At 46.9% G+C, this 23,873-nt stretch carries 23 protein-coding genes; 12 read left to right on the forward strand and 11 right to left on the reverse strand.

Annotated elements, in window-relative coordinates:
• Window position 1: 1 nt before the first annotated feature.
• Window positions 2-592, reverse strand: a complete 591-nt coding sequence (locus AT710_04030; GenBank protein KUO92246.1) for an antibiotic resistance protein MarC — start codon at window positions 590-592, stop codon at window positions 2-4.
• Between the two features lie 61 nt (window positions 593-653).
• On the reverse strand, window positions 654-1,334 hold the full coding sequence (locus AT710_04035; protein KUO92247.1) for a hypothetical protein: 681 nt from the start codon (window positions 1,332-1,334) through the stop codon (window positions 654-656).
• A gap of 164 nt (window positions 1,335-1,498) precedes the next feature.
• On the opposite strand from AT710_04035, the gene AT710_04040 reads away from it, so the two are divergent.
• The 4 genes from AT710_04040 (at window position 1,499) to AT710_04055 (ending at window position 4,826) form a co-directional block, all read left to right on the forward strand.
• Window positions 1,499-2,068, forward strand: a complete 570-nt coding sequence (locus AT710_04040; protein KUO92248.1) for a hypothetical protein — start codon at window positions 1,499-1,501, stop codon at window positions 2,066-2,068.
• 230 nt (window positions 2,069-2,298) lie between these two features.
• Complete coding sequence (locus AT710_04045) at window positions 2,299-2,955, forward strand: hypothetical protein (GenBank protein KUO92249.1); 657 nt, start codon at window positions 2,299-2,301, stop codon at window positions 2,953-2,955.
• A gap of 87 nt (window positions 2,956-3,042) precedes the next feature.
• On the forward strand, window positions 3,043-3,516 hold the full coding sequence (locus tag AT710_04050; GenBank protein KUO92250.1) for a hypothetical protein: 474 nt from the start codon (window positions 3,043-3,045) through the stop codon (window positions 3,514-3,516).
• Between the two features lie 203 nt (window positions 3,517-3,719).
• Window positions 3,720-4,826: a hypothetical protein gene (locus tag AT710_04055; GenBank protein KUO92251.1), complete on the forward strand. Its 1,107-nt coding sequence runs from the start codon at window positions 3,720-3,722 to the stop codon at window positions 4,824-4,826.
• A gap of 85 nt (window positions 4,827-4,911) precedes the next feature.
• On the opposite strand, the gene AT710_04060 is transcribed toward AT710_04055, so the two are convergent.
• Window positions 4,912-6,114 carry a hypothetical protein gene (locus AT710_04060; protein ID KUO92252.1) on the reverse strand — a complete coding sequence of 401 codons (1,203 nt, stop codon included), beginning with the start codon at window positions 6,112-6,114 and terminating at the stop codon, window positions 4,912-4,914.
• Window positions 6,115-6,341: 227 nt separating this feature from the next.
• Window positions 6,342-7,556 carry a formyl-CoA transferase gene (locus AT710_04065; GenBank protein KUO92253.1) on the reverse strand — a complete coding sequence of 405 codons (1,215 nt, stop codon included), beginning with the start codon at window positions 7,554-7,556 and terminating at the stop codon, window positions 6,342-6,344.
• Between the two features lie 358 nt (window positions 7,557-7,914).
• On the opposite strand from AT710_04065, the gene AT710_04070 reads away from it, so the two are divergent.
• A complete protein-coding gene (locus AT710_04070; protein KUO92254.1) occupies window positions 7,915-9,246 on the forward strand; it encodes a transporter in 1,332 nt (443 codons plus the stop codon).
• Between the two features lie 66 nt (window positions 9,247-9,312).
• Here the strand turns inward: AT710_04070 and AT710_04075 are convergent, their stop codons facing one another.
• Window positions 9,313-9,672, reverse strand: a complete 360-nt coding sequence (locus tag AT710_04075; GenBank protein ID KUO92255.1) for a hypothetical protein — start codon at window positions 9,670-9,672, stop codon at window positions 9,313-9,315.
• Between the two features lie 125 nt (window positions 9,673-9,797).
• Window positions 9,798-11,009 carry a hypothetical protein gene (locus AT710_04080; GenBank protein ID KUO92256.1) on the reverse strand — a complete coding sequence of 404 codons (1,212 nt, stop codon included), beginning with the start codon at window positions 11,007-11,009 and terminating at the stop codon, window positions 9,798-9,800.
• 287 nt (window positions 11,010-11,296) lie between these two features.
• Here AT710_04080 and AT710_04085 point away from each other — a divergent pair, with 287 nt between their 5' ends.
• The gene (locus AT710_04085) at window positions 11,297-12,331 is read left to right on the forward strand and encodes a hypothetical protein (GenBank protein ID KUO92257.1); all 1,035 of its coding nucleotides are present in this window, start codon (window positions 11,297-11,299) and stop codon (window positions 12,329-12,331) included.
• 51 nt (window positions 12,332-12,382) lie between these two features.
• Here the strand turns inward: AT710_04085 and rpl12p are convergent, their stop codons facing one another.
• Window positions 12,383-12,706 carry a 50S ribosomal protein P1 gene (rpl12p, locus tag AT710_04090; GenBank protein ID KUO92258.1) on the reverse strand — a complete coding sequence of 108 codons (324 nt, stop codon included), beginning with the start codon at window positions 12,704-12,706 and terminating at the stop codon, window positions 12,383-12,385.
• Window positions 12,707-12,833: 127 nt separating this feature from the next.
• On the opposite strand from rpl12p, the gene AT710_04095 reads away from it, so the two are divergent.
• The 3 genes from AT710_04095 to AT710_04105 are packed head-to-tail and all read left to right on the forward strand — an operon-like array spanning window position 12,834 to window position 15,617.
• Window positions 12,834-14,213 carry a UDP-N-acetyl-D-mannosaminuronic acid dehydrogenase gene (locus tag AT710_04095; protein ID KUO92259.1) on the forward strand — a complete coding sequence of 460 codons (1,380 nt, stop codon included), beginning with the start codon at window positions 12,834-12,836 and terminating at the stop codon, window positions 14,211-14,213.
• Window positions 14,206-14,889, forward strand: coding sequence for a ribose-5-phosphate isomerase (locus AT710_04100; GenBank protein KUO92260.1), 684 nt, complete (start codon window positions 14,206-14,208; stop codon window positions 14,887-14,889). The genes AT710_04095 and AT710_04100 overlap by 8 nt, the downstream gene beginning before the upstream one ends.
• A gap of 56 nt (window positions 14,890-14,945) precedes the next feature.
• Entirely contained in the window at window positions 14,946-15,617 is a 672-nt protein-coding gene (locus AT710_04105) for a hypothetical protein (GenBank protein ID KUO92261.1), read from the forward strand.
• Window positions 15,618-15,620: 3 nt separating this feature from the next.
• Here the strand turns inward: AT710_04105 and AT710_04110 are convergent, their stop codons facing one another.
• Window positions 15,621-17,288, reverse strand: a complete 1,668-nt coding sequence (locus AT710_04110; GenBank protein ID KUO92262.1) for an MFS transporter — start codon at window positions 17,286-17,288, stop codon at window positions 15,621-15,623.
• A gap of 37 nt (window positions 17,289-17,325) precedes the next feature.
• On the reverse strand, window positions 17,326-18,480 hold the full coding sequence (locus AT710_04115) for a hypothetical protein (GenBank protein KUO92263.1): 1,155 nt from the start codon (window positions 18,478-18,480) through the stop codon (window positions 17,326-17,328).
• Window positions 18,481-18,591: 111 nt separating this feature from the next.
• Here AT710_04115 and AT710_04120 point away from each other — a divergent pair, with 111 nt between their 5' ends.
• The 3 genes from AT710_04120 (at window position 18,592) to AT710_04130 (ending at window position 21,839) form a co-directional block, all read left to right on the forward strand.
• Window positions 18,592-19,863 carry a molybdenum cofactor biosynthesis protein MoaA gene (locus tag AT710_04120; GenBank protein KUO92264.1) on the forward strand — a complete coding sequence of 424 codons (1,272 nt, stop codon included), beginning with the start codon at window positions 18,592-18,594 and terminating at the stop codon, window positions 19,861-19,863.
• Window positions 19,864-19,968: 105 nt separating this feature from the next.
• Window positions 19,969-20,346 (forward strand): hypothetical protein, encoded by a 378-nt coding sequence (locus AT710_04125; protein KUO92265.1) that lies wholly within the window; start codon window positions 19,969-19,971, stop codon window positions 20,344-20,346.
• Window positions 20,347-20,603: 257 nt separating this feature from the next.
• Entirely contained in the window at window positions 20,604-21,839 is a 1,236-nt protein-coding gene (locus AT710_04130; GenBank protein ID KUO92266.1) for a threonine dehydratase, read from the forward strand.
• 84 nt (window positions 21,840-21,923) lie between these two features.
• Here AT710_04130 and AT710_04135 read toward each other — a convergent pair whose 3' ends face one another.
• Window positions 21,924-22,844 (reverse strand): hypothetical protein, encoded by a 921-nt coding sequence (locus AT710_04135; GenBank protein ID KUO92267.1) that lies wholly within the window; start codon window positions 22,842-22,844, stop codon window positions 21,924-21,926.
• A gap of 268 nt (window positions 22,845-23,112) precedes the next feature.
• On the reverse strand, window positions 23,113-23,751 hold the full coding sequence (locus tag AT710_04140; GenBank protein KUO92268.1) for a hypothetical protein: 639 nt from the start codon (window positions 23,749-23,751) through the stop codon (window positions 23,113-23,115).
• Window positions 23,752-23,873 lie beyond the last annotated feature (122 nt).

A 23,873-nucleotide genomic window follows, 5' to 3' on the forward strand; every position in this document is an offset into this window, starting at 1 on the left:
GCTAAACAAAGTGAGTGATTCCCTCTATTATTAATTGAACTGCCCAAGATGCTATTATTAAGCTGAAGAATCTGCCTATCATTTTCAACATGCTTTGACCCATTACCCTCACGAGCAGCAGGGAGTACCTAACAGTCAGGTAAGTGAAGAAGGAGGAAACGATTATTCCAATAATAACTGCAGCGATTGGGTAGTAAGTCATGTATATTATCGCGGAGGTTATGGCGCCGGGACCCACGAGGAGGGGAGTAACTATTGGAACCAATATATAATCATCCGGATTTATTGGGACAGTGCTGGATGTTCCGCCCCTCAATATATCTATTGCTACTATGAGTAATATTATGCCGCCCGCTATCTTGAAGTCATTTATATTGATGCCGAAGATTGAAAAAATATAGGGCCCCACTAATGCAAACACCAATAATATAACAGGCACCGCCACCCCTATTAACCTACTTATCTTAGTTATTCTCCTCTCGTAATCCGGCACATTAAATAGAAGGGGCACCGCGCCTATGGGATCTATGACTGCGAATAACTGAGTGGCCACAGAAATCGTGGCTATCGCTAATTGGTACGCATCAACCATAAAAACAANAAGATAATAGAGAATAAAAATAATGCCACAATGATCCCATGCCTCGATGCAGCTATATAATGCTCAGGNGCTCGTTTAGATCCTTTACCACATAATCGGGCTGGGGCGTTGGCGTGATGTTATCCCTATTCACGAATGCCATCCTTATTTGACTTAACTTGCTTCCAATTATGTCCTCCGTTAATCCGCTGACTATTNATGCCTCCTCCTTATTTACGCCGGCCTTATTTATGGCTACGTTGAATATCTTGATGCTGGGCTTACCTATTCTAGTTAAGTCGGAGCTTATCACGCCCCTGAAGAACCTTAATATGTCATGCTTAAGCAATATCTTCTTTGCAATGTCGTTATCCANATTAGTTAAAACATAGAGGTCAAGGGCCTTATTCGATAATGACGTAAGCGCATCATTCACATCATCATATAGCCTAGAGGAATCAATTAATGCATTGATCACTGCATTGCCCCAATAATCCAATTCAGGTGGACTAATACTCATGGAGAATTTCCTAGATAATGAGGCGACTACATTCCGCGCCAAGTACCTGAGAGACCTAAACGTCCCGCTCCCCACGGCCCCACTATATGCAGCTTCCCACTCCTTTTCGAAAGCAGTAGCCAGACCGGCCTTATCCTTCACCCCAAAGCCATGGCTTAACTCATAAGCGGCCTCATAGTAAAAGCCCTCCAAGTACACCAATGTCCTTATCACTTCAATGAATAGAGCCCTCATCGTTAATTGATAATAATGAGAACCCATATTTANCTCTATTGCATCGCCATGTCCATCGAAGAACCGCGTCAAAAACGCCTCAACGGGATAATTGAGTTGAGGCTGCGATATGTCATTCCAATCATTTCCAAAAGGTATTAAAATACAGTGACTTAATTCATGTCATGATAAGCGATTACTTAAGGGGAGGCATATCCGTGGTTATTGATGAGCCATTGCCAAGGGAAGCCGAGAGAATACTATATGAANCGCATAGGGTATCCATAAGACAGGAGGAGGGCAAGGCTACCATAATACCGCAGGAAGGCGCTACATTGGATGACGTGATATCATCTAAGCGAATAATAGAGGCAATAAATGCAGGCTTCCCAATAGAGGATGCATTGGTGCTGGATGATAAGGATTACCTAATGGAGGAAATCAACATCACTGATTACGTCAATAAGGACAAGCCGGGCAGGGTGGCTAGGCTTAAGGGACTCATAATAGGGGAGAACGGCAAAGCCAAGAGAAACATAGAGGAATTAACGGAAACAAAAATAAACATAAAAGGCTCATCAATATACATAATAGGCAGATTCGAGAACGCCGAGGCAGCTAGAAACGCTATAGACATGTTGCTGGCGGGTCGCCAGCACTCCACGGTATATAGATGGCTGCAAAAATGGAGAACCGAACAACAAAGAAACAATGTATTAAGCGAAATAGATGAAGAGAAATACTTATCCCTGTGAGCTACCCCACCCTTAAGGGGCTTCCCGNTTCCCCACCCCGCCTTGCCCATCGTAGGGCGTTGCACGCCTCTCACGCAACCTCAACTGGGCCTTTAACGCCCTCAACATTAGTCGGTGTATGCTCTAAACCTAAACCCCACGATGGGCATCAGAAAAACAAAAACATCACTAATATAAATCAACCAGTTAATTGCGTGAAGGCATATTAAGCCCCGCTTTATTTACATACCATGTTTAAGCCATATAGCGTGGAGGAGGGGGAGTACTTAGTTAGGTTGGCTAGATTAGCCGTGGAGGAGTATGTTAAATCAAGGAGGATAATTAATGTGCCGAATGATGCTCCTCCAAAATTGATCCAGGATAATTACGGCGTATTCACAACTATTGAGACCATGGAGAATGAGAAGCGGGNATTAAGAGGATGCATCGGGTATCCCCGAGGCAATGTGAATACCGCCAAGGCCACTATATCCAGCGCGCTAGCGGCTGCCTTTGATGATCCAAGATTCATGCCGCTCACCCAAGAAGAGTTGAGTAAAGTGACCTTTGAGGTCAGCATATTAAGTCCATTGGAGAGAATTAAAATGGATCCACGGGATCTATCGAACCATATAGAGGTTGGGAGGCATGGAATAGTGATTCAACACGGCTTCGGCGGGGGACTCCTTTTGCCGCAGGNCCCCGTCGAGTATTGTTGGGACTCCATGACATTCCTGAGCGAGGCATGCATTAAAGCCTCGCTATCTCCTGATTGCTGGATAGAGGATAATATAGAGATATACCTATATGAGGCCCAAATATTCAGGGAAAAATCGCCTAGAGGCGACGTAGAGGAGAGGGACCTCCTAAGAGAATTGGGGCTCTGCAATAAATCCTATAATTTATAACATCAAAGAAGCATAAATGAGCGAAATCTTTGGATTGTTTATTTCGTCGTGAATAGCTTTAAAAACCCATTTCATGTGATGAATTCAATGTTTGACATAAAGCAAATACGGCTTGGACTTGAGGAATGGAGAAAATTAGGGGAGGAACTTAAGAGGATTGGGCAGAACGATGATCTGGAGGTGCTGATGAATATAGCTGTGGCCCCCACGGATGAGGAGGAGCAGAGCAGCGACTTGATTCAGCGAGTAACTAATGAGATGAATGAGTTAGGCAAGGAAATCGAGAAAGAGGTTGGCGCCTCCGTGAATGTCCATGCGCATGAGGATCACTTCGCGATGTATGTATCGATAAAAAGGAAGGGAGGGGAAGCATCGAGCTCCATTAGGTCAGTCATGTCTATCATTAAGAATTGCGAGAGCTGCGCAGTGCATGGAATAGATGGGGAAATACACCTAGGCGATGATGTATCGGCCATATTCTTTGGGGATCCATACAAGTTAACATTCATATTGCCCGCACAAGATGGGCGGAGGCTCACNATAATGGAAATGAACACGTGAACCGCCAAGCAATACATTAATTCAATGGCCATTAATTATAGCATCACCTCAATAAGTGCACCGCATATTATTTGGGCCTCCCGCATTAGATGAATTATCGGGACCTCAGCGCGAACCCTTCGGGGCCTAAAGAGACGAGACGCCCTGTCATATTAATTATTTCATTGCAATATTTTTATATTTGCTGGACTTATTTGCTGCACGTGGGTGTACCTGCATGCCTCTCCAGNGACATGGATGCCTTCATACTTAAGTATCCATTCACCAACGAAGCGAAGCGTAGAGTGGATAGGGCTGGAATTAGATTAGATGATCTAGCTAAGCCTGAGAATAAGGATCTAGTGATCAAGGCAATGGATTTCCTCGAGGACCTCGTGAATAGGGGGGAGAAGGCGAGGACGCCATTATTTGGCGATTCCATTAATGTAGTTCTCATTCATTTCTTAGCCATGGCCATGGCTGCCCACCTTAATTCAAGGCTGTGGAGACGCATTGCAGATGCCGAGAGCAAGTTGTTCTCCAGGAATTTAGCGAAGGAGGACCCAGCATGCATAGCATACGTGGCTCGGGAATTCGGCATGAGGATAGAGCCATCTGGTCGCGTGGCCGGAGGCCAAATTGCTAGGTTATTTGAGTCCAGCGTCAATGTTTGGGACTACTTAAAGGCAATGCCCCGCAATGATCCTTACTGGTCGCTGGGATCGCGTCCATTAATACGGGGATATGTCCTAGTAAATCGGCTGGACCTAGTTAGGCTAGTTGAGGAGTCCGTGGAGAAGCAAGTGATTAATCTGATAAGCTCATTCAATAAGGAAAAGGAGTTATTCGCGAGAATAATAGAGCCTGTTAAGGATAGGTTAGGCAACTTACAGGAGAGAGTCAACATAAAGTATGAACCAGTTAATGTTAAGGTAACCACTCGCTATCCTCCCTGCATAGAGAGCATTATGAAAGAAATGAGGAGCGGCGGGAATCCGAGCCACATGGCTAGATTCGCCTACGCTGCATTCATGATAAATGCCTTGACGGATTATGATGGATTAGAAATAGAGGACGCAGTTGAGCGAATCATAAACGACTTTAAAACAGTTGCCGACTTCAGTGAGAAGATAACTAGGTACCAAGTGGAGCACATATCCGGCCTTAAGGGGGGTAGAAATAAGTATCTACCACCCTCATGCCAAGAAATGAATACGTTGGGGCTATGCCCAACAAATTTAGGATGCGGAACAAGGAATCCACTGCAATACTACGCTAAGTCCAGGCTATCTCTACCCGGTAATTCAAAGGAGCGAAAACAAGGAAACTGACCTCCTCCCAAAAGGGCGAGGCTTCCGATCTTTTTTTGCAATGCGCCTCGCCTTAATTGGCGAGGAGTTTGACCCGCAATAAGGTTTAATGCCGCTTATGAATTATAAACCAAATCGCTATTGTTGTTGCAATCATAATAATGAGGGGTATCATGAATATGTTTAATGGATTCAGCCTATACGTTATGCCTGCAATATAGCTTCCCAGGGATTGGCCTATTAATTGAAAAATTATGAGGAGGCTAATGGCATTGCCCCTGCCCCTTGCATCTACGTAGTCCCCCATATCGCTTTGAATCGATGTGGACACCACCTGAGCGCCGATTTGTATAATTATTAGGTAGACCGCTATTGCGATTCCCCCTAGAGGCAATAATCCAAACACATTGGCAACCGCTATCGTTGTGGAGCCAATAATTAGGAGGGAATGCCGCATCTTATCTATATATAAAGCCGTCACCACTCCCACGATAATGTAGGCGGCATTGGCCGCAGCCACAATGGTTCCCCAAGCCACCGTGTTTAAATTCAATTTATAAATAGCATAAATAGGCACTAATGTGTTGGCTGAAACGGTTGTGGCCGAGGCGATGAGCATTATCACCAAGAGGAATCTAGCCCTCGCGTGTAGCCTCAATATGGATGAACGCAAATCATATGAAGCAAGCAATTCCCGTAGGGATAANTTGCTCCGCGTCTCGTTAAGGGTCTCCACAAGGGTCTTGTGACGTATAACCGCCACAATTATGGCCATAATGGTTGATATTAAGTATGCAAATCTGATGCCGAGCAAACCATACCTATTTATCAATGCACCACCAAGGGGCGGCAGTATCAATGTAGGTAATTGAGGAAGCACGGAGACCAACATCACGCCACTGGCTCTTTTGCTTGATGGAAGCGAGTCCAATATCGTAGCCATGAGGGCCGGTTGGTAAAATCCAATAGCTGAATTAATGATATATATCGCGAGGAGCGATTCCCAATTAGGAGCCAAAACATAGAGAAGAGTTGTGCCAGCCACTCCCCAAGTACCTATTAGTATTGAGCGACGCCGCCCTATCGTATCCGTTAAAAGGCCCCCGGGGATTATAGTTATCAATTGGGAGAGCATGCCAAGGGAGTAAATAATGCCTATAATCTCCGAATCAGCGCCAAGCATCTTCATATAGATCGAGAGGTAAGGAACGGTTATGGATGAACCTACGGCATATATTAACCAGGATACCATCATTACACCTACATTGCCCTTGAAATACACAGAGGTATCCTGGAGCCATTTTGTCATTAAAGCCAAGGCCTACCCAATAATTTTAAATTATTCACTAAAAACGATAAGCACTATCCCCTGTCCCGAATTCCCTCTCTGATTACTTGCCCCTTGTAACTATTCACTGCTCGTTCCCTCTATGGTATTATGGAGACCCATTCCTGAATGCAATCCAAGCCTTAAAGGAGCCATAATTACTTACCGATTATAAAAGAGGGGATTCAAGGAGTGAAGAACCTCGCTCCTCAAGGCGGGGAGGAGGCCAGGGACNTCGCTATGCCTCTTCTTAGTAGGTCGGTTATCTCCTCGTTGGAGTAGCCTAACCATGATAATACCTCTTGCGTATGTTCGCCCAGCATTGGGGGAGGGATATCAGTGATAACCTTCATATTATTGCTTTTAATTGGATTACTCATTACCTTAATCGCCCCAATCCTGGGGTGAGCCAAGCTGAGGACTGCGCCCCTCTGCTTGGCATGATCGCTCTCCACTGCCTCCTTGACGTTAAGTATTGGGGAGACTGGAACGCCGGCCTCCTTAAGTAATTTAATCCAATGATTGGACGGGGACTTATTGAAAGTTGCTCTTAACTCCTCAATCAATGCCTCCCTGTTTCTGACCCTATCTGGATTGGTTCTATATAATGGATTGAGAAGCAGATCCTCGCGGCCAATTGCCTTGCAGAATGATTCCCATAATTTATCGTTCCCCACAGCCACTATGAAGTACTTATCATCGCTTCCCTTGAATGCTTGGTATGGAACAATGGTTGGATGGGCGCTTCCCATTCTGCGTGGAACCTCGCCGCCGGCTAGATACTGAGATGCTTGGTGAGTCAGGATGGATAGCGCGGAATCCATTAGGGATAGGTCTATATATGTGCCTTTACCATTCTTTTCCCTCATCCTTAATGCGGCCAATATCGATGTGACACAGTACATTGATGTGACTATATCTATTATGGGCACTCCAAACTTAACGGGCTCGCCATTAGGCTCCCCCGTTAAATCCATTAAGCCACTCATGGCCAGCGCGATTATATCGTAACCAGGTTCATTCCTGTATGGGCCCCATTGACCAAAGCCTGAAATTGAGCAATAAATTATCCCTGGATTAAGTCTAGCTGAATCCACGTAACCTATGCCTAGCTTATCGGCGGCTCCAGGCCTCATTGCCTCGATAATTACATCGCTTCTCGATACCAGTTTTCTAGCAATATCAATGCCCTCCCTTGTCCCTAGATTGATCGCAATGGATTTCTTGCCCCTATTAATGCTTGCGAAATACGCGCTATAATTATCCGCATAAAAGGGGGGACCCCATGACCTCGCGTGATCCCCATTAATGGGCTCAACCTTTATTACTTCTGCGCCGAGATCGGCAAGCATCATTGAGGCGAATGGACCGGCCACTGCGCTAGCTATTTCTAGCACTGTAATGCCGCTGAGAGGCGACGACACAGGTAGCGATTTTAAGGAACTTAAATAAATTTACCGATACGTCTGGAATTACTTGGGGAAAAGCTATTTATCTTAGATGAAATAAAAACAACTTTATAAATAATAACAATAATTAGTATTAAGCAAGAAAGGTATTTAATTATAAATATAAATAGTCAGTGAACATTTCTATCATAAGAATGCTGATTTTTTATATTTCTAATAGTAAAAGAAACAATTGATATTAATATAATTTTTATTTACATTAAGCAATAGATTGATCAATGAATATCAACATAATTTATTTCACTAATAGAATAAATTACATCTGTAAACATATTGAGCCATAATTTTTATATATATTAATTATTAAAAATCAATGGATGCATCCATATACNAAGAGAAATGGACGCGGGAAGCAAAGGAAGCATTAATCAGCCAATTCTTCGGCTTCATGCTGGATGCGTATGATCTACTATTCGTAACAGCAATGACCACTATACTTGCTGGCGTATTATTGCCGCCAAGCCTAAGCGGCATACTGAAGTACTACTATACGCTCTTCGGATACGCCTTCACCCTAATAGGAAGACCGCTGGGCAGCGCAATATTCGGCAACCTAGGCGATAAATGGGGACGCAGAGATACGCTGATGATCACCATAACCGGGTTCTCAATATTAAGTGCATTAACNGCGGCGCTCCCAACATATGCCGAAATAGGCATAGCTGCATTCATAATATTCCTAGTTCTCAGATTCGTGCAGGGAACATTCATAGGAGGAGAGTACGCCGCTGGGCATCCATTCGCTATAGAGTACGCGCCCACCAAGTGGAGGGGTCTAGCAAGCGGCATAGCGCAGGGGGCATTCTCATGGGGCGTGGCCCTCGGCGGCTTCGTGGTTTCCCTATTCGTGGCTACACTTGGGATACCGGCGATGAAGGCCTATGGTTGGCGGTACGTATTCCTAACAGGCTTAATACCGGCCGTCGTTGCATTAATCATTAGGTTCAAGATGAAGGATTCCCCAATATTTACGGAAGCAAAGGAGAAGAAGGAGTTAGAGAAGGTTCCATTCCTAAGCCTCTTCAAGCCCCCAACCCTATGGACATTCCTACAAGTATTTATCTTGATGACTGGACTATTCTTCAGCTCATACTCCCTCTTCGACTACGCAACAGGTATATTGACTGGGGCCGGGTTAGGGGAAGGAAGTGCATCGTACTTCTACGCTATCTCCGGAATCTTCGCTGCAATAGCCGCAACGCTCTGGGGCTTCTCCTCCGACTTCATAGGGAGGAAAAGGGCATTCATCATTAGCGCAGTGGTTTCTGTAGTAATGGCTGTTCCATCATTCTACATATGGTATCTAGGCGCGGCAACCAAGAATATTGCATTGCTTTACTTGGGTTCACTGTTCGCTGGTTGGTTCACTCAGTGGCCATGGGGCCTCGTTCCAGTCTACTTATCCGAGCGCTTCGGCACAGTTAGACGAGCCAGCGGAGTCGGGTTTGGTTATAGCTCTGGACTCTTCCTGACCGCGTGGATGCCCCTATATTCCATTCCATTATACAGCGTATTTAAGTCCATTGAAGGAACAAACATCTGGTTCACTGCCGCGTTCTTCTTAATATTAGCAGGAATATTATACGGAATAGCTGCGGCAATGGGACCAGAAACTAAGGGAATAGATCTGAGGCTAGTCAAGTAATGCATCTATTAAGTCCATAATTAAAATCAACTTCAAGTTTTTATTTTAAAAATCATCAGTGACTTACTAGAATGGATCTTGATTTATTAAGTAGAGGAGGAGATTCGTGTCTGCATCGGGCGATGCCTTAATCACTATTATTAGATCGCCCTTTCTCCTTAATAGGATCTGGGAACTAGATGTAATTATGGTTAATGCCTCAACATCAGCACTCATGTTAGCTGCCTTGAGGCTCCTCGATACGTCATTTATTATCGACGCAATGAATGCGCTTAACATTCTATTATCAATAGCGGCTGGCCCACGACTCTTAACCGCTATGGGAAAACCATTCGCAGTCGCTAATCCCACCAACTCAATATCACTAACATTATCCAGCAATCCATCTATGTAACCCTTAATATTATCGCTAAAGGAATTCTGCATTAACCTAAGCATTCTATGCCTCTAATTTAAACTTTATTATTAGAAGCATTAGTTAGGCCATCTCTCCGCCCTAAAGGATGGGGTTTTCCATCCCCTAACCATCTTTATATAGACTACATGAGGGTTCAAGGCGCAACGAGTTGCCATAGACCAGTGGCTATGCTGACATATATCGTGAGTATTATTAGGCCCCACACAACCACGCTGAGCCCCTCCGTGACCCTCATAGCCTTCTTCTCGCCCATAACTCGAGCCAAGATCGCATAAACGAATTGACCACCATCAAGTGGAAGAGCGGGAAGAGAATTCAGGAGAACCAGGGTAACATTAAGCGTCCAGAACCAGTAAAGGAAATTATAGAAGTCCCTGTTTTGAAGCATTACCCCAATAAAGGGAAAGCCCGGATCATTGGGGTTGCTTGCCAATGTGACCACGTGATTGGTGATCACGCCATTAGCTAGCGTCGTTAAAATCAAGTGCTCGCCAGGCCTAGCTCCCTCCAATAAGTATAGGAGCGAATATGTTGATTGAATTGCAGTACCGTTAGCATATAGGAGGACGCTTCCATTAATTATCCCCGATTGATAGGCGGGGTACCCCTTCAACACGCCGGTTATAATTACCCCACCTAAGGCATTTATTATGCCTGGAGCATTAACTAGATAAAGTAAGCCAACTGCTAAGTAAGCCAGCAAGAGATTTGCGAATACCCCACCGCCGTACACTGTCAATAATTGAATTAAGGAGAGCCTCTGCTTCATGTCGTTCTCATCGAGCTCCACGAACCCGCCATAAAGGAGAAATAAGGAGAGAAAAGCTCCACCGGACTTGACTCGAGAACCGAACCTGATAGCCAATGCGCCGTGGCTGAATTCATGAACCAATATGCCTATGCCTATGGCTATCAAAACGTAGAGGAATACATATAGATCAACCGTGACACCCGGTATCAGCGGGGCTAGAGGGACGAATTTATGCGTGACCAATGTTGTCGGCGACGATGATTTAACCGTTAGTATTGCATATACATTATTGCCCAATATCCTGAAGAACGAGGGGAACGAGAAGCCGGGTACCCCAACTATCTGAAGCGGAGCTGGAACTAAGTATAGCATTGAGGATAGAAATACACCGATCACCAACACCTCCAGAATCCAGGATGGCACCCGCGAAATTGCCTTAGCAACTGGCTCTATTACTTGGTGAACATTTTCTCCCCGCACCATCACGGCGAGCCCATAATATATCTTGAGCAGCTTGAACCTATTTCTGAATGGATAAAGAACACCAATCATTAGAAACCAAGCAATGAATAACCATGCAATGCTTGGAATCACTTATCCCCACCCCAAACCCTAATGGGGTAAAGCTTTTCGTCCCAATGGACTTCCATCTCCATTACTTATCGAACCGCTAAGCCTATATAAACGTTAATATGGTAATATATGATTCCCAACCCATACCCAAATAATGTTTAGGCAATCAAAAGCCTTATTCCTATTTCAGCAACTATCTGCGGCATCCCAAAAAGCCGGAGATTGCTGAGCCGCCCGATTCTGGGCAGTAATGGTTCTAGTACGTTTAGGAAAAGTTTATTATTTCATCATTATAGGGAGTTGATTATATGTCAATGGCAATGCAGTCTGGACCCGTTAAGTACTTGTTCTGGGTAGTGGCGCCTATAGCGTTCGCTGCCGCCGCCGCATGGGGGCAAGTCGCCCATAATAGTTGGCTCTCAATAGGGGTATTCGTGGGTTACTTGGTTATAGTGTTCGGGATAATGATCGCGATGAGCTATAAGTCATATAAATCTAACTCGGTTGAGATAGAGAAGTATAAGCGACAATCGGCTCTGGGGAAGCTTGATCCTGACGAGATACGGAAAGCAATGGAGCGCGACGCCGAGCTTCAGAAAGAGTACTCCCAAATGTCTAAGGGAATGTTCAAGAACATGTTCATACTCCTAGCGCTGTTATTGGTGATCATATTCATTTACCCAACCCTCTTATCCACAGTCGTTAATAGATTTATAACGGCATTAATAGCCAGGTACGCTGTCGGAATGACCGTCTTTTATCAGGACTTCCTATCCTACTTCCTAGGCTACCTAGTTCTCTTCGGCGTTTGGTTCCTCGTGTTCTACGCATTATCGAGGGCCCTTAAGCTTCCGTTTGCGGGCCAAGCAGCCAACCCCATGGGTAATCTACCGATGATACCCAGCAAGGGCGTTGTATTCTATAGGGATGCATTTATACTGGATGGGTCCTACATAATGAAGACCCCCCTCGCCGTTAAACGCATACTCATAAACGAGAAGAGAAGATTCATAGAAATAGAGCTGGAATCAAAGCCGCAGAACCAGAAGAGGAGAGGCATGCAGCTCCCATACCAAAGGATAAGGCTATACACTAAGTCGCCTAAGGAATTATGGAGCAAAATCCTATCCAAATACTTCCAACAAGTATCCGTAGAGACGATTGAGAAGCCGCAGGAGGCGGGGGTCGAGGAACCCAATCAACAAGCGGGCGGGGATGGCGGGGCGGAATCAAAGGAAAAGCATTACGTCTGCCCGTACTGTGGATCACCCATAGAGGAGGATTGGGAGTACTGCCCTAAGTGCGGTAGGAAAATACCGTGGAATAAATTATTAAAGGAGTGAAGCAAATAACGCCATCAAAAATTATTTTATTAAATGATAATTGCTGTTATATTAACCGAAGAGGCTAGCGAGGCCGCCGATTGTTTCCTCCTCTGATTTCTCCTCCTTCTTCTCGGCCTTCTCCTCCTTCTTCTCTGCGCCCGCCGCTGATGCTGCTTGAGGCTGGGCAGCTGGTGCAGCGGCTGGCGCTGCTGGAGCGAATGCAGCCGTTTTTATTGCCTCATCGATGTTAACATCCTTTATTGCNGCCACTAAGGCCTTCACCTTTATTTCATCGGCGGATACCCCAGCAGCCTGAAGAACCTTAACTATGTTCTCCTCGTTTATTGGTTGCTTGGCATAGTGAAGCAACAGCGTTGCATATACGTACTCCACTTAATTCACCGAAACAACCGTCACCTATGTCTATAAAAATTTTTGCTCCCCTTCCTCATCACAAAGTTTAATTAATTAGAGGCGTATGGCTGGGTAAGTTTAATAATCGCGCTTCCCTGATTCCCGCATGGTTAATCTATTGGATGCCGATGAGAATGAATTAGCGAGGCTATTGAGGGAGGGGGAATTAGTGGTGGCCGTATATGGAATGGGATACGTTGGCACGGCGATAGCGGCAGTATGGGCAAGGGCGGGAGCCAAAGTGATTGGGGTTGATGCTGACTCAAGTAAAGTCGCCGCATTTAAGTCATGCACTTTTAGGTTAAGCGATTCAACTGTTGAGGCTGAGCTGAGGAGGCTGGCTAAGAAATTGACATACACAATGAGCGGGGAGGAGGCCTCCGCCAGTAGCCAAGTGAAGATAGTGACTGTTCCCATATACATGAATGATGGAGAACCACGTTTTGACGCTTTTTCCTCCGCAATGGAGAGCATAGGCAAGGGCCTCAAGAGGGGGGACCTAGTTATAATAGAGTCATCGGTTCCCCCCAGAACCACCATAGAGGTGGCTAAGCCCATACTAGAGCGCGTCAGTGGATTAGTGGCTGAGGATGATTTTGGACTAGTATACTCACCTGAGCGAATATATGTGGGAAGGGCTATTCAAGACATAGAGGAGCGATACCCTAAGGTAATTGGGGGAATCGGGCCAAGAAGCACCAAGGCCGCAAAGGCGCTTTATGGAGTCATAGCGAAGAAGGGAGTGATGATAGTTAGTTCACCCACAGTGGCTGAGACCGAGAAACTAGTGGAGGGCGTCTATAGGGATGTAAATATCGCGTTAGCTAATGAAGTGGCTAGGCTCTGCAGGAGCTTGGGCATAGATTTCGATGAGGTTAGGGAAGCAGCAAATAGCCAACCCTACTCACACTTGCATAAGCCTGGTCCTGGGGTGGGCGGTTCCTGCATACCAATTTATCCGCAGTTCCTCATGTATACCGCTAAACGCATCGGCGTTCAATTAGACTTAACGTCTCTGGGAAGACAGATAAACGTCATGGCCGCTAAGCATGTATTCGACCTAATAAGGGAGGCAGCAGGCATAATTAAGGCAACGAATCCAAGAATATCCGTGCTTGGGTTGGCATTTAGGGGCGACGTGGACGACACTAGGCTAAGCCCCTCGTATGACGTCATTAAGCACCTGCTAAATAATGGATACAGGAACCTGATTGTTCACGATCCATACGTGGTGGAGGACCGCACATTGAGGGATTGGAACATACCGTTAACCAGGGACCTGGAGGCATCGTTGAGGGCCGACGTGATAGCGATACTAACCGACCACAGTGAATATGCTAGGCTGAGCCTCATGGATATAGGCAAAGTAAATTCCAGGGTGGCAGTGGTTGATTCTAGGCACATAATTCGGGACTGGAGGAACCCGCCCCCGAACGTGATTTACGTGGGCATAGGTCGACCAATGACGGGGAACATACATGAATAGCAAGGAGAAGGCTGCTGCAGCGGCGTTGAGTTACGTAAGTAACGGGGACGTGGTGGGGGCCGGCACTGGAAGCACTGCTCAAGTATTTCTTGAAATGCTGGCGGAGAGGGTGAGGAGAGGAGAATTATCAATTGAGATAGTTCCCACCTCAAGCGAGGTCGAGGTGAATGCGGTGAGGCTTGGATTGGGAAGAATGGTGAGGCAGCCATGGCAAGTGGATGAGATAGATGTTGCAATAGATGGAGCCGATGCCGTGGACCCAAATAAAAACTTGATAAAAGGCGGGGGTGGGGCATTAACTCGGGAAAAGATCATCGACTATGGGGCGGCATCCTTCATAGTAATAATAGATGAGAGCAAACTTGTTCCGGCAATACCGGGTGGGCGGCCAATTCCAATAGAGGTATTACCATTCGCTTGGTTAATGGTTAAGCGAACAATAGAGAGGAGGTTTGGCGGGGAAGCTAGGTTAAGGGTGGGGAACGATAAGAGGGGGCCGGTCATCACGGATAACGGCAATTACCTCCTGGATTATTCGTACCCCATCGACAGCATCGATATCGATAAGGAAGCGGAATTAAAGGCAATACCGGGCGTTGTCGAGGTGGGAATATTTAATGGGTCAAGGGTAAGCAAGTTGATAATTGGCTCAAGCAATGATGTCATAATCAAGTAAGGCTAATCCAGGTCCTCCTCGACAGCTTTTAATAAGGGATCCATTGGTGTGGTGGCGTGAGAATCAAGGCGGTATTGTTTGATTTCGATGATACATTGATGGATGTCGATAATGGGCGAAGAGGAGCAATTGAGGCGGTGGCGGCGGCAATTCAATCAATTCATGGCATACCCAGCGGCGAGGCTATTGCTTTATTNGAAATCATTGAGCGCGAAATGGAGCGCCGAGCAATTTTTGATAGGAGGAAGTGGTTCTTGAGCCTATATAATAGGCTTGGATTATCGCTTGAGAGGGGGGAGGCGCTTAATTTATTGAGGATTTATTGGGGAACCTGGACCAAGCTGAGCAAGGCATATCCGGACACCGAACCCGCCCTGCAAATGCTTAAGCCGCTTAGGTTAGGCATTATAGCTAATACAGATGGCGTTAATGGATTTAAGAGGGCAAGAATGGAGGCAAGCGGAATACTTCACTATTTTGACTTGATAGTGGTTGCCGGCGATGATACTCCCGAGGTAAAGCCGCATCCGGCGCCGTTCCTGTTAGCGGCTAGCTTGCTTCACGTGGATCCAGAGGAGTGCCTATTCGTGGGGGATAGGGTTGGCAGCGATATACGTGGAGCAATTACGGCTGGAATGGAGACCGCACTAATTAGGAGCCGAGAGGAGTCCCCCCTTCCAAATATTAAACTGAGTTCCTTGATGGATATAGTTGCTTACCTGCATTAATTATTAGGCGAGCCGCTCCCTTCCCCGCAGCGCGGATAATATTGCCGCCATTATCGCCATCGCCGCGGCCACGTGATACGCGTAATGGAAGCCGCCTATCATGGCTGGAGCTATTGCCGTGGGGAAGAAACTGGGCTTAGTGAGGATTGGGAGAAGGGATTGAGGAATTGATGCATGAGTTATGTTCACCAACGTGCTTATGGGATCATATCCAAGGAAGGCTGCGAATAATGCTATGGCTGGCGGTATGCTGCTAAGCGCAGCGGCAGTGCTGATCGGCAAACCAGCGCTAATCAGTGAGGCGGCAAGTACCTTAGGCAATGCGGCGTATGTTCCAACTATTATTAGCGACAGAAATATAACTATGCTGGTCAAGGAACCGACATTCTGTAGGCTGGCCCTCATGCCTGACGCGGCCGAGCGATCCTTTGGTGGAACGGGAGTTAATATGGATACTTGATTAGGGGACATGAATAGGCCGAACCCCATTCCCATTATGAATAGAATTACGGCGAATAATCCATAACTAAAATCAATTGGGAGAAGCCCCAATAATTCGAAGCTGAGCCCAGCGATTAGGGCACCCATTGTGGACACCAATCTAGCGCCTAGCCTATTAACGAGGCGACCGCCTATTGGAGCAAATATGGCATTCGCGATGCTATTCGGTATTAGGTATATGCCGGCAAGAAGGGGCGTCTCGCTATATGGAATGCCATGCATGGGCAAGTATAGCGCCTGCAGCAGTATTGATAGGACGAATATATTGGCTCCCTGGGCAAGGAATAGGAAGAACGCGCTGGCAACGCCGAACGTGAATTGCCTTATCCTGAATAAATCAAGCCTCAGCATGGGTTCATCGACGCGCCGCTCCACTTGTACTAACGCAATGAGTAGAATACCGCCTAGGGCAAGCAGGGCCCAGACCCATGGATCCCCCCAGCCAAGGGGTTGATTATTATAGGGAAGCATGCCTAGATTCAGCGCAATCAGTATGGCTACCAGGGAAGCAGCGAGAAGCAGTGCCCCCTGCCAATCTACCTTAACTATGCCGGAGCCGGGGGATAACCTATAGANCACCTTATATGCCCAATAAGTCCCTATCACCCCAATCACTGCATTAATTAGGAAAACTAGTCTCCAATTAATAATGGCTAGCACGCCGCCAATCAATAAGCCTATGACCGAGCCCGCGCTGAACGATATTCCGATTACCNCCAACGCGAAGCCACGGTCACGGGGTGGGTAGACATCCATTATCAATGCTGGGCTATTGCTGAACATGAAACTGCCTCCCACTCCCTGAATTATCCTGAACGCTATTAACTCAATGGAGGCAACGCCGCCGGTTCCCTGCGTTAATCCAAGCAGTAGGGAACTAAGCGTGAATACGAGGAAGCCTATTGTGAATGATTTTCCCCTACCATACATATCGGAGAGGCGGCCGCTTATTGGAATGGCGACGGCTAGCGCCAATGGATAGGAAACTATTAGCCAAATCATCGATGTGAAGCCGAGGGGGGNTAATGGGTAAACGCTTATTCCCTTAAATATGGCTGGCAATGCTATTATCAGCATCGATATATTCATTGATGCGGTGAATGAGCCTAGGAATGCATTAAGCAAGACGCTTCTTCTCTCCGAGGGGGATGCCTCCGTGGTTATAGCCATGAGCGCCTCTTCATGATGTGGTTAAAAACTTAACTATTTAAGTAGCTCGACGACCAAGAAGCAGTTCAGCGGCATTAATGGGGGAGCCGAGATCCATGTTAATCACTATCCTCAGCAAGGCAAATAATAGGGATGGGCGCGACCTTAGCACCGACGCAATTGCCTTTGCGTGATTATCATAATCATCAACGCTTATGGATAATCCATTAACTTCATCAAGCAAATCAAGTATGGGTTGAATGCCGCTCCTTAAGTACAGGAGAGAGGATAAGTATGAGTAAAACCTCAATGCAGTTCCCACCGTTGTGTTCATGGCATCAACATACGCCCTAAATGCGGTATCCACATCATTCGCTAAGTCAAGGGAGAAACCAAGCAACCTAGCACTAAGTACCCCGGTCAATATTCCTCCGCCGGTTAATGCCTTATTCATGCCCGTGGAGTCCCCTATAGCCGCTGCCCTCCCTGCAATTAATGAACCGCCCCTGGAGGAAACCATGACGTTGCCCCCAAACATTGTTCTATAGCTTATTCCAAATCTTTTCCGGAAGTATGCCAGGGACCCAGCTATCCTCTCCATCCTATCCGTTACTCCGGCCCTATATTCGCCGCCATCTATGGGGACAATCCATGAGAAGTAGGATGAACTTATCCTCCTATCAAACACCACTATTATCTCATCAATGGATGATGGCAAGGCGTCGCCAACTGCCTTGCCGTCGCCCTGTATCCCGAATAAGTAATCATATTTGATCCCAAAAATCCCGGAGAGGCGGGCCCTGGCGCCCTCCGCAACTACCACTGCATCGAATCTCCCATCCCTGGAGGCGGTATTTATGTCTCCATGGGGTGATACGGCCTTGACCCTAGCATTGAAAATTATGCCGGAACCATCATAAAGCGNCTCCTCCAGGGACGGCCTATCCAGCATTATTATGGAGTGCCTCGGCAAGTTAAATGTGACCGTGGATCCGTCCTCGCCATTGATCACCCTGACCCTCGAGTACCGGCCCATAACTATGTCCCTCCTATATATCCCTAATGCGGTTGCGCCATTCATGCTGACTAAACCAGTGCAGTGCTTGGGTAATCCAAGGCGAGAATCCTCCTCGTAAACCACGACATCGTGATTCCTAACCATCCTTAGCAAGTAAAGCGCGCTTGGTCCTGCACCAGCTATTCCTATCCTCATTACCGCGTAGAGCGGGGGCGCCCACTATAAATAATTGTGCATTGCTCACGCGTGGGGTGGTTCCACGCCCAATAGTGGAATCTTTATATTGTATGGGGAAACCAACTTGCCGTGAGGGAGGGATTTAAGGAGTTAATTAATGTGGATGATGCGGTGAGGGGGGCCTTAAGCAAGATAAGGGGCTTGCCCAGGATAGTTACTGTTGAGACTTGGAGGAGCCTACATAGATTCCTTGCACGGGATGTGGTGTCAAGCATTGATGTGCCGCCATTCGATAGATCGGCCGTCGATGGATACGCCGTGAGGAGCAGGGACACTTTCGGAGCCTCCTATACTAATCCAATACTGTTGAGGGTGGTTGGATCGGTAATGGCCGGTGATAATCCATCAATTGAAGTGAAGCCGGGGGAGGCTGTTGAGGTGTCTACGGGGGCGCCCCTGCCCAGCGGGGCCGATGCAGTGGTCATGTATGAGGACTCAAGGTTAAGGGGCGAATTCGTGGAGGTGTTTAGGCCCGTGGCTCCCATGGGTAACGTATCTAGGCGGGGCGAGGACGTGGCCGCTGGGGAAGTTGTCTTAAGGCGAGGCACTTGGATAAGGCCGTGGCACGTGGCCATCCTTGCATCCATGGGGATCCAAGCCATTGAGGTCTTTGATCTAAATATTGCGCTTTACTCCACTGGGAATGAATTGATCGATATAGAGTCAATGAGCGGGGCCGGGAGGGGATCGATAATCAATAGCACTAGGTTCATTGTGGCTGATTCCCTGGGGGAGGAGGGGATGGGGGTCACCTATAGAGGGATACTGCCCGATAACGAAGATGAGATACGGCGACGCATATTAAGCGACATAGATAGGTTTGATTCCATAATATTAACGGGGGGCTCAAGCGTTGGCGCGCCGGATGCAACGATTAGGGCCATTCAATCATTATCGCCGGAGTACTTTGTTCACGGCACATCAATTAGGCCGGGCAGGCCGAATAGCGTGGCCGTAATCAGGGGTAAACCCGTCTTCTCGCTCAGCGGATTCCCAGTTGCCGCATTAACTGGGGTGGAGGCATTGGTCAAGCCCATTTTCCTTGAGTTAATGGGGGCAAAGAGGGAGCCCAGGCCTCTTGTTAAGGGGCGATTAGTAAGGCGAGTGGCAACCCCCATAAATACCAGGTCATTCATAAGAGTTAGGGTATTTAGATATGGAAGCGATATATACGTGGAGCCCTTAGCATTGACTGGAAGCGGTGTTTTATCTACATTGACTAAGGGAAACGGCATATTAATAGTGCCGGAGAACAGGGAGGGGTTTGATGAGGGGGATGAGGTTTATGTGGAATTAATTGGACCAATCGAGGAAAAAATGAAGGATAACATAACTAATTAAGGACTTATAGTTCATCTCCGCCACCAGAGACTCCCGCCCGCAAGGGCAGGGGTAGTTCATTATAAACATTGGTAGTATTTTAAAATCCTGGGGAAGCCTCTACCTATGAGGCAAGTATATACGGAGAATGCTCCAAAACCAATAGGTCCTTACTCGCAGGGAATCGAGGCATCCGGTCTCTTGTTTATTAGCGGTCAAATTCCACTCGATCCGGTAACTGGGGAATTAGTGAGCGGGGGCATAAGGGAACAGACGCAGCGAGTGATGGAGAATATACAGGCCATACTTAAGGCAGCAGGCATGGATCTGAGGAACGTTGTTTACGTAACCGTATTTCTGAAGAATCTGGGCATGTTCAATGAATTCAATGAGGNTTATGCGAAGTACTTCGGTGAGAATAAGCCGGCCCGCACAACTGTGGAGGTCAATAACTTACCGCGCGGCGCATTAATAGAGATAACAGCCATAGCCGCACGTAGCTAGGCGATTAACATCAATGTTAGGGGAACGCATTTCAATTAATTCTCCAGCCCTAATGGGGCTGTGTTTTCCATATCGTTGAGCCTCTTCATCTATGGGAAAGCGAGGCCTGGATCCTTGCTTCATTATCCCGCCAGAAAACTAGTCTGTTAATGTAAATGCCTCCATCCATAAGTATGAGGCGAGCGGGGGCAAGCAATTATGTATATCTACATATTATACGGAAAAGGATATATACGTGACCCGATGAGCCTTAATCCATGACTATGGTTGATGACGTGTATAAATTAACCCAGGACGCGCTTGAATTGATAAAGTCAGCCCAAAGGCAGAGGATAATCTATAGAACGCCGCTTGTGAAGTCAGATACAATATCGGGAGCAACTGGCGGCCAAGTCTTTCTTAAGCTGGAGGCCCTTCAAAAGACGGGGTCATTTAAGGCCAGAGGAGCATATAATGCAATAACCAGGATGAGCAGGGAAGGGGTTAAGCACGTGGTAACGGCTTCGGCTGGGAATCATGCGCAGGGCGTTGCTTATGTTGCATCCCTCTACGGCATGAAGGCCACGATAGTTATGCCCGTGATGACTCCATGGATAAAGATAAGCAGAACCAGGAAGTATGGGGCCGACGTGATCCTGCATGGAGAGTCGTACGCCGAGGCGGAGGCGAAGGCCATGGAATTAGCCAAGGAATTAAAAGCGACATATGTGCATGCATATAATGATCCATACATAGTGGCTGGGCAGGGAACAATAGGCTGGGAAATACTGGAGGATCTGGATGAAATCGATGCAGTGGTGGTTCCAATAGGGGGCGGCGGCCTTATTTCAGGCATAGCGACAGTAATAAAGAAGAAGAAGCCGAGCGTTAAGGTAATAGGGGTTCAGAGCGAGGGGGCTCCAAGCGCCTACTTATCGCTTAAGGAGGGAAAGATAATGGGCGTTGCAAGCGTTGATACAATAGCTGAGGGAATAGCGGTCAAGCGAATAGGCGACTTAACATTTAACTTAATGAGGGAGGNCGTCGATGATGTGGTGCTGGTCAGCGATAATGATATAGTTAATGCTATACTAGTGATAGGGGAAGCCACCAAGGTAATAGCTGAGGGAGCCGGGGCAGCCGCCGTGGCTGCATTATTGAGCGGCAAGGTAAACATAAAGGGCAATGTGGTGGCGGTAGTTAGCGGCGGCAACATAGATATGCCCATGCTTACCAAGATAATATACAAGGCATTGGCTAAGTCAAATAGGATAGTGAAGATAAGGGGACTAATACCCGATAGGCCGGGAACGCTATCAATAGTGACTGGAAAAATGGGTGAACTAGGCATAAATATAATAGATGTATTCCACGAGAGATTCAATCCAGAAATAAAGCCTAATTACGTCGAGGTAAGCTTCGTAATAGAAGTGCCCCCAGAAGCCAAGGCCCTTGATAATGCATTGACTGAGTTAGGCAAGCTAGGATACAAGTTCTGGACAGAGCATTTCTAACTAATGGGGAGAGTTACGCCACGGGTAAACACTTATCCATCGGAACGGAAAGAATGAGCGAAACTTAGTCCAAGGAGCGAAAAATCATAGGTTTCTCCGTACTATTGGCATCATTACCAAAATTAATAATGCAGCCACCACAACTGACGCCATATATTCCTGTGATTGCGTGACCTGGAGGAAGCCGCTTAACCTAAGGCCGCTTATCAGCATCCTAGTTGCCAAGTACGTGAAGACTCCCATTAGAAGCATTTTTATTATTGAACCCTTCACCTTAGGCAATAAGGAGGAACCAATCTGGGCTCCCAGCGATGTTCCAGTTGCCGCTAGAAACGCTATGAAGGGCTGGATATAGCCAAACACCCAATAAAGCGAGCCACTGGCGGCCGCGGTTACACCCACTATTAGGTTACTAGTGGCTGTAGCCACGCTTAACGGTAATTCAAGCACCCAGTAGAGCGATAATAAGTTAATGGGGCCGCCCCCAATGCCCAGTAATCCGGATAATAGGCCTCCAATTATCATTAATCCAAACGATAAAGCCTCACGACCGCGATGAGGAGGAGCTGAAGCATTAAGCGAGCTTCTCTTCATGAGGAGATAAATTGATGAGAACATGACGGCGCTAAACACTAGGTGAAGCACGTACTCAAGACCACTGCTAAGCACGTAGTAACAAAGTACTGAACCCAATATTGCTCCCAATGTCGATGCGGCCGACAACTCTATTGCATACCTTTGATTAATCATTTTTCTCCTAAGAAGCTTGCTGCAGGCGCTGCAGGATGTGGCTAATGCGGAGAAGAGGCCCACACCCGATGCGTAATTCATGGGGACCCCATACATGACCAGTATGGGCACCAATATGGTTGCACCGCCGAGACCCAGTAATGCGCCCATTAATCCAGCGGCTAAGCCGCACAGCATTAAGGAAATGATGATGGCCAATAACATGATTATCGAGAGACGCGCCGTAACTATATGCCTTTTCCACATGCATCTCATCATGGGGTTATACATGCTTGAGAATAATTGATCCCCTCGCTGCCTTTAACGAGCCCCTTCGAGGCCTGGAGAATTATACCTTTATTGTAGCCCCACATAATGCCCATAATGAGGAGCCCCTGCATCCTATCCCCGCCATAAACGGCGAGATTCATCGCTTGCTTTAATTAGCGAAACATCGATCATTCAGGGAGGGGGATCGGGCTCCGTGCAGCTGACCCCTCAATCCTTGCATGTGGCCGCAACACGCATTGAGTCCTTTATTCGCTCAGTGAGGGATGAGGCTGGGCACTATTAGTAACGCTATTAAGAGATTAATTAGGGTCACTGCTGCAAACACTGTGTACCACTTATCACGCTCAATGATGAACCTAACCATATTGATGGCGACCATGGCTATCGGCATTAATATCAAGAGTATTAGGCCGAGCAACATGAGTGAAACACCATCACCCTCCCTGATTCCGGTGAGCATCATACCTATGCTTATTGAGGCTGTATTGACGCTGGATGATGGATCGGCTATATCCATTAATTTATGCCCCATTCCGCCACCGTGCATTAATACCAAGGCGAGGCCCATTCCCATTATTAGGATGCTAATCACTATGCCGAGCCGAAGCAGGTTACTGGTTATATTCTCGAACTTCTCCTCGACTTCGCTTCGCTTAGCGTATTGAATCCCATATATGCTCAGTAAATTATCCTCATAAATTGGGCGCCTCATCATTAGGTAGTAAAGCGATGAAATCATAACAATGGAGAAGAGGAGGGAAACTATGGTCTTATCAATAGATGAAATGGGAACTAAGCCTTCCCTACCTAATCCGCGTAGAAGCATCCTGAACCCCAGGTATGATAGTATGGCCACGAAAACCCATCGTATTTGCTTATTGGTTATCCGCATCAATATTCGGGTTCCCGCTTGAGCCCCTATTAGTACTCCTATTGCTGTTGCTGCTGCTATGAATGGTTGTATGTAGCCGAAGTACCAGTATATGCTGCTTCCGGTGGCTGCAGTGACTCAAT

The sequence above is a fragment of the Thermocladium sp. ECH_B genome (assembly GCA_001516585.1).
GTDB lineage: Archaea > Thermoproteota > Thermoprotei > Thermoproteales > Thermocladiaceae > Thermocladium.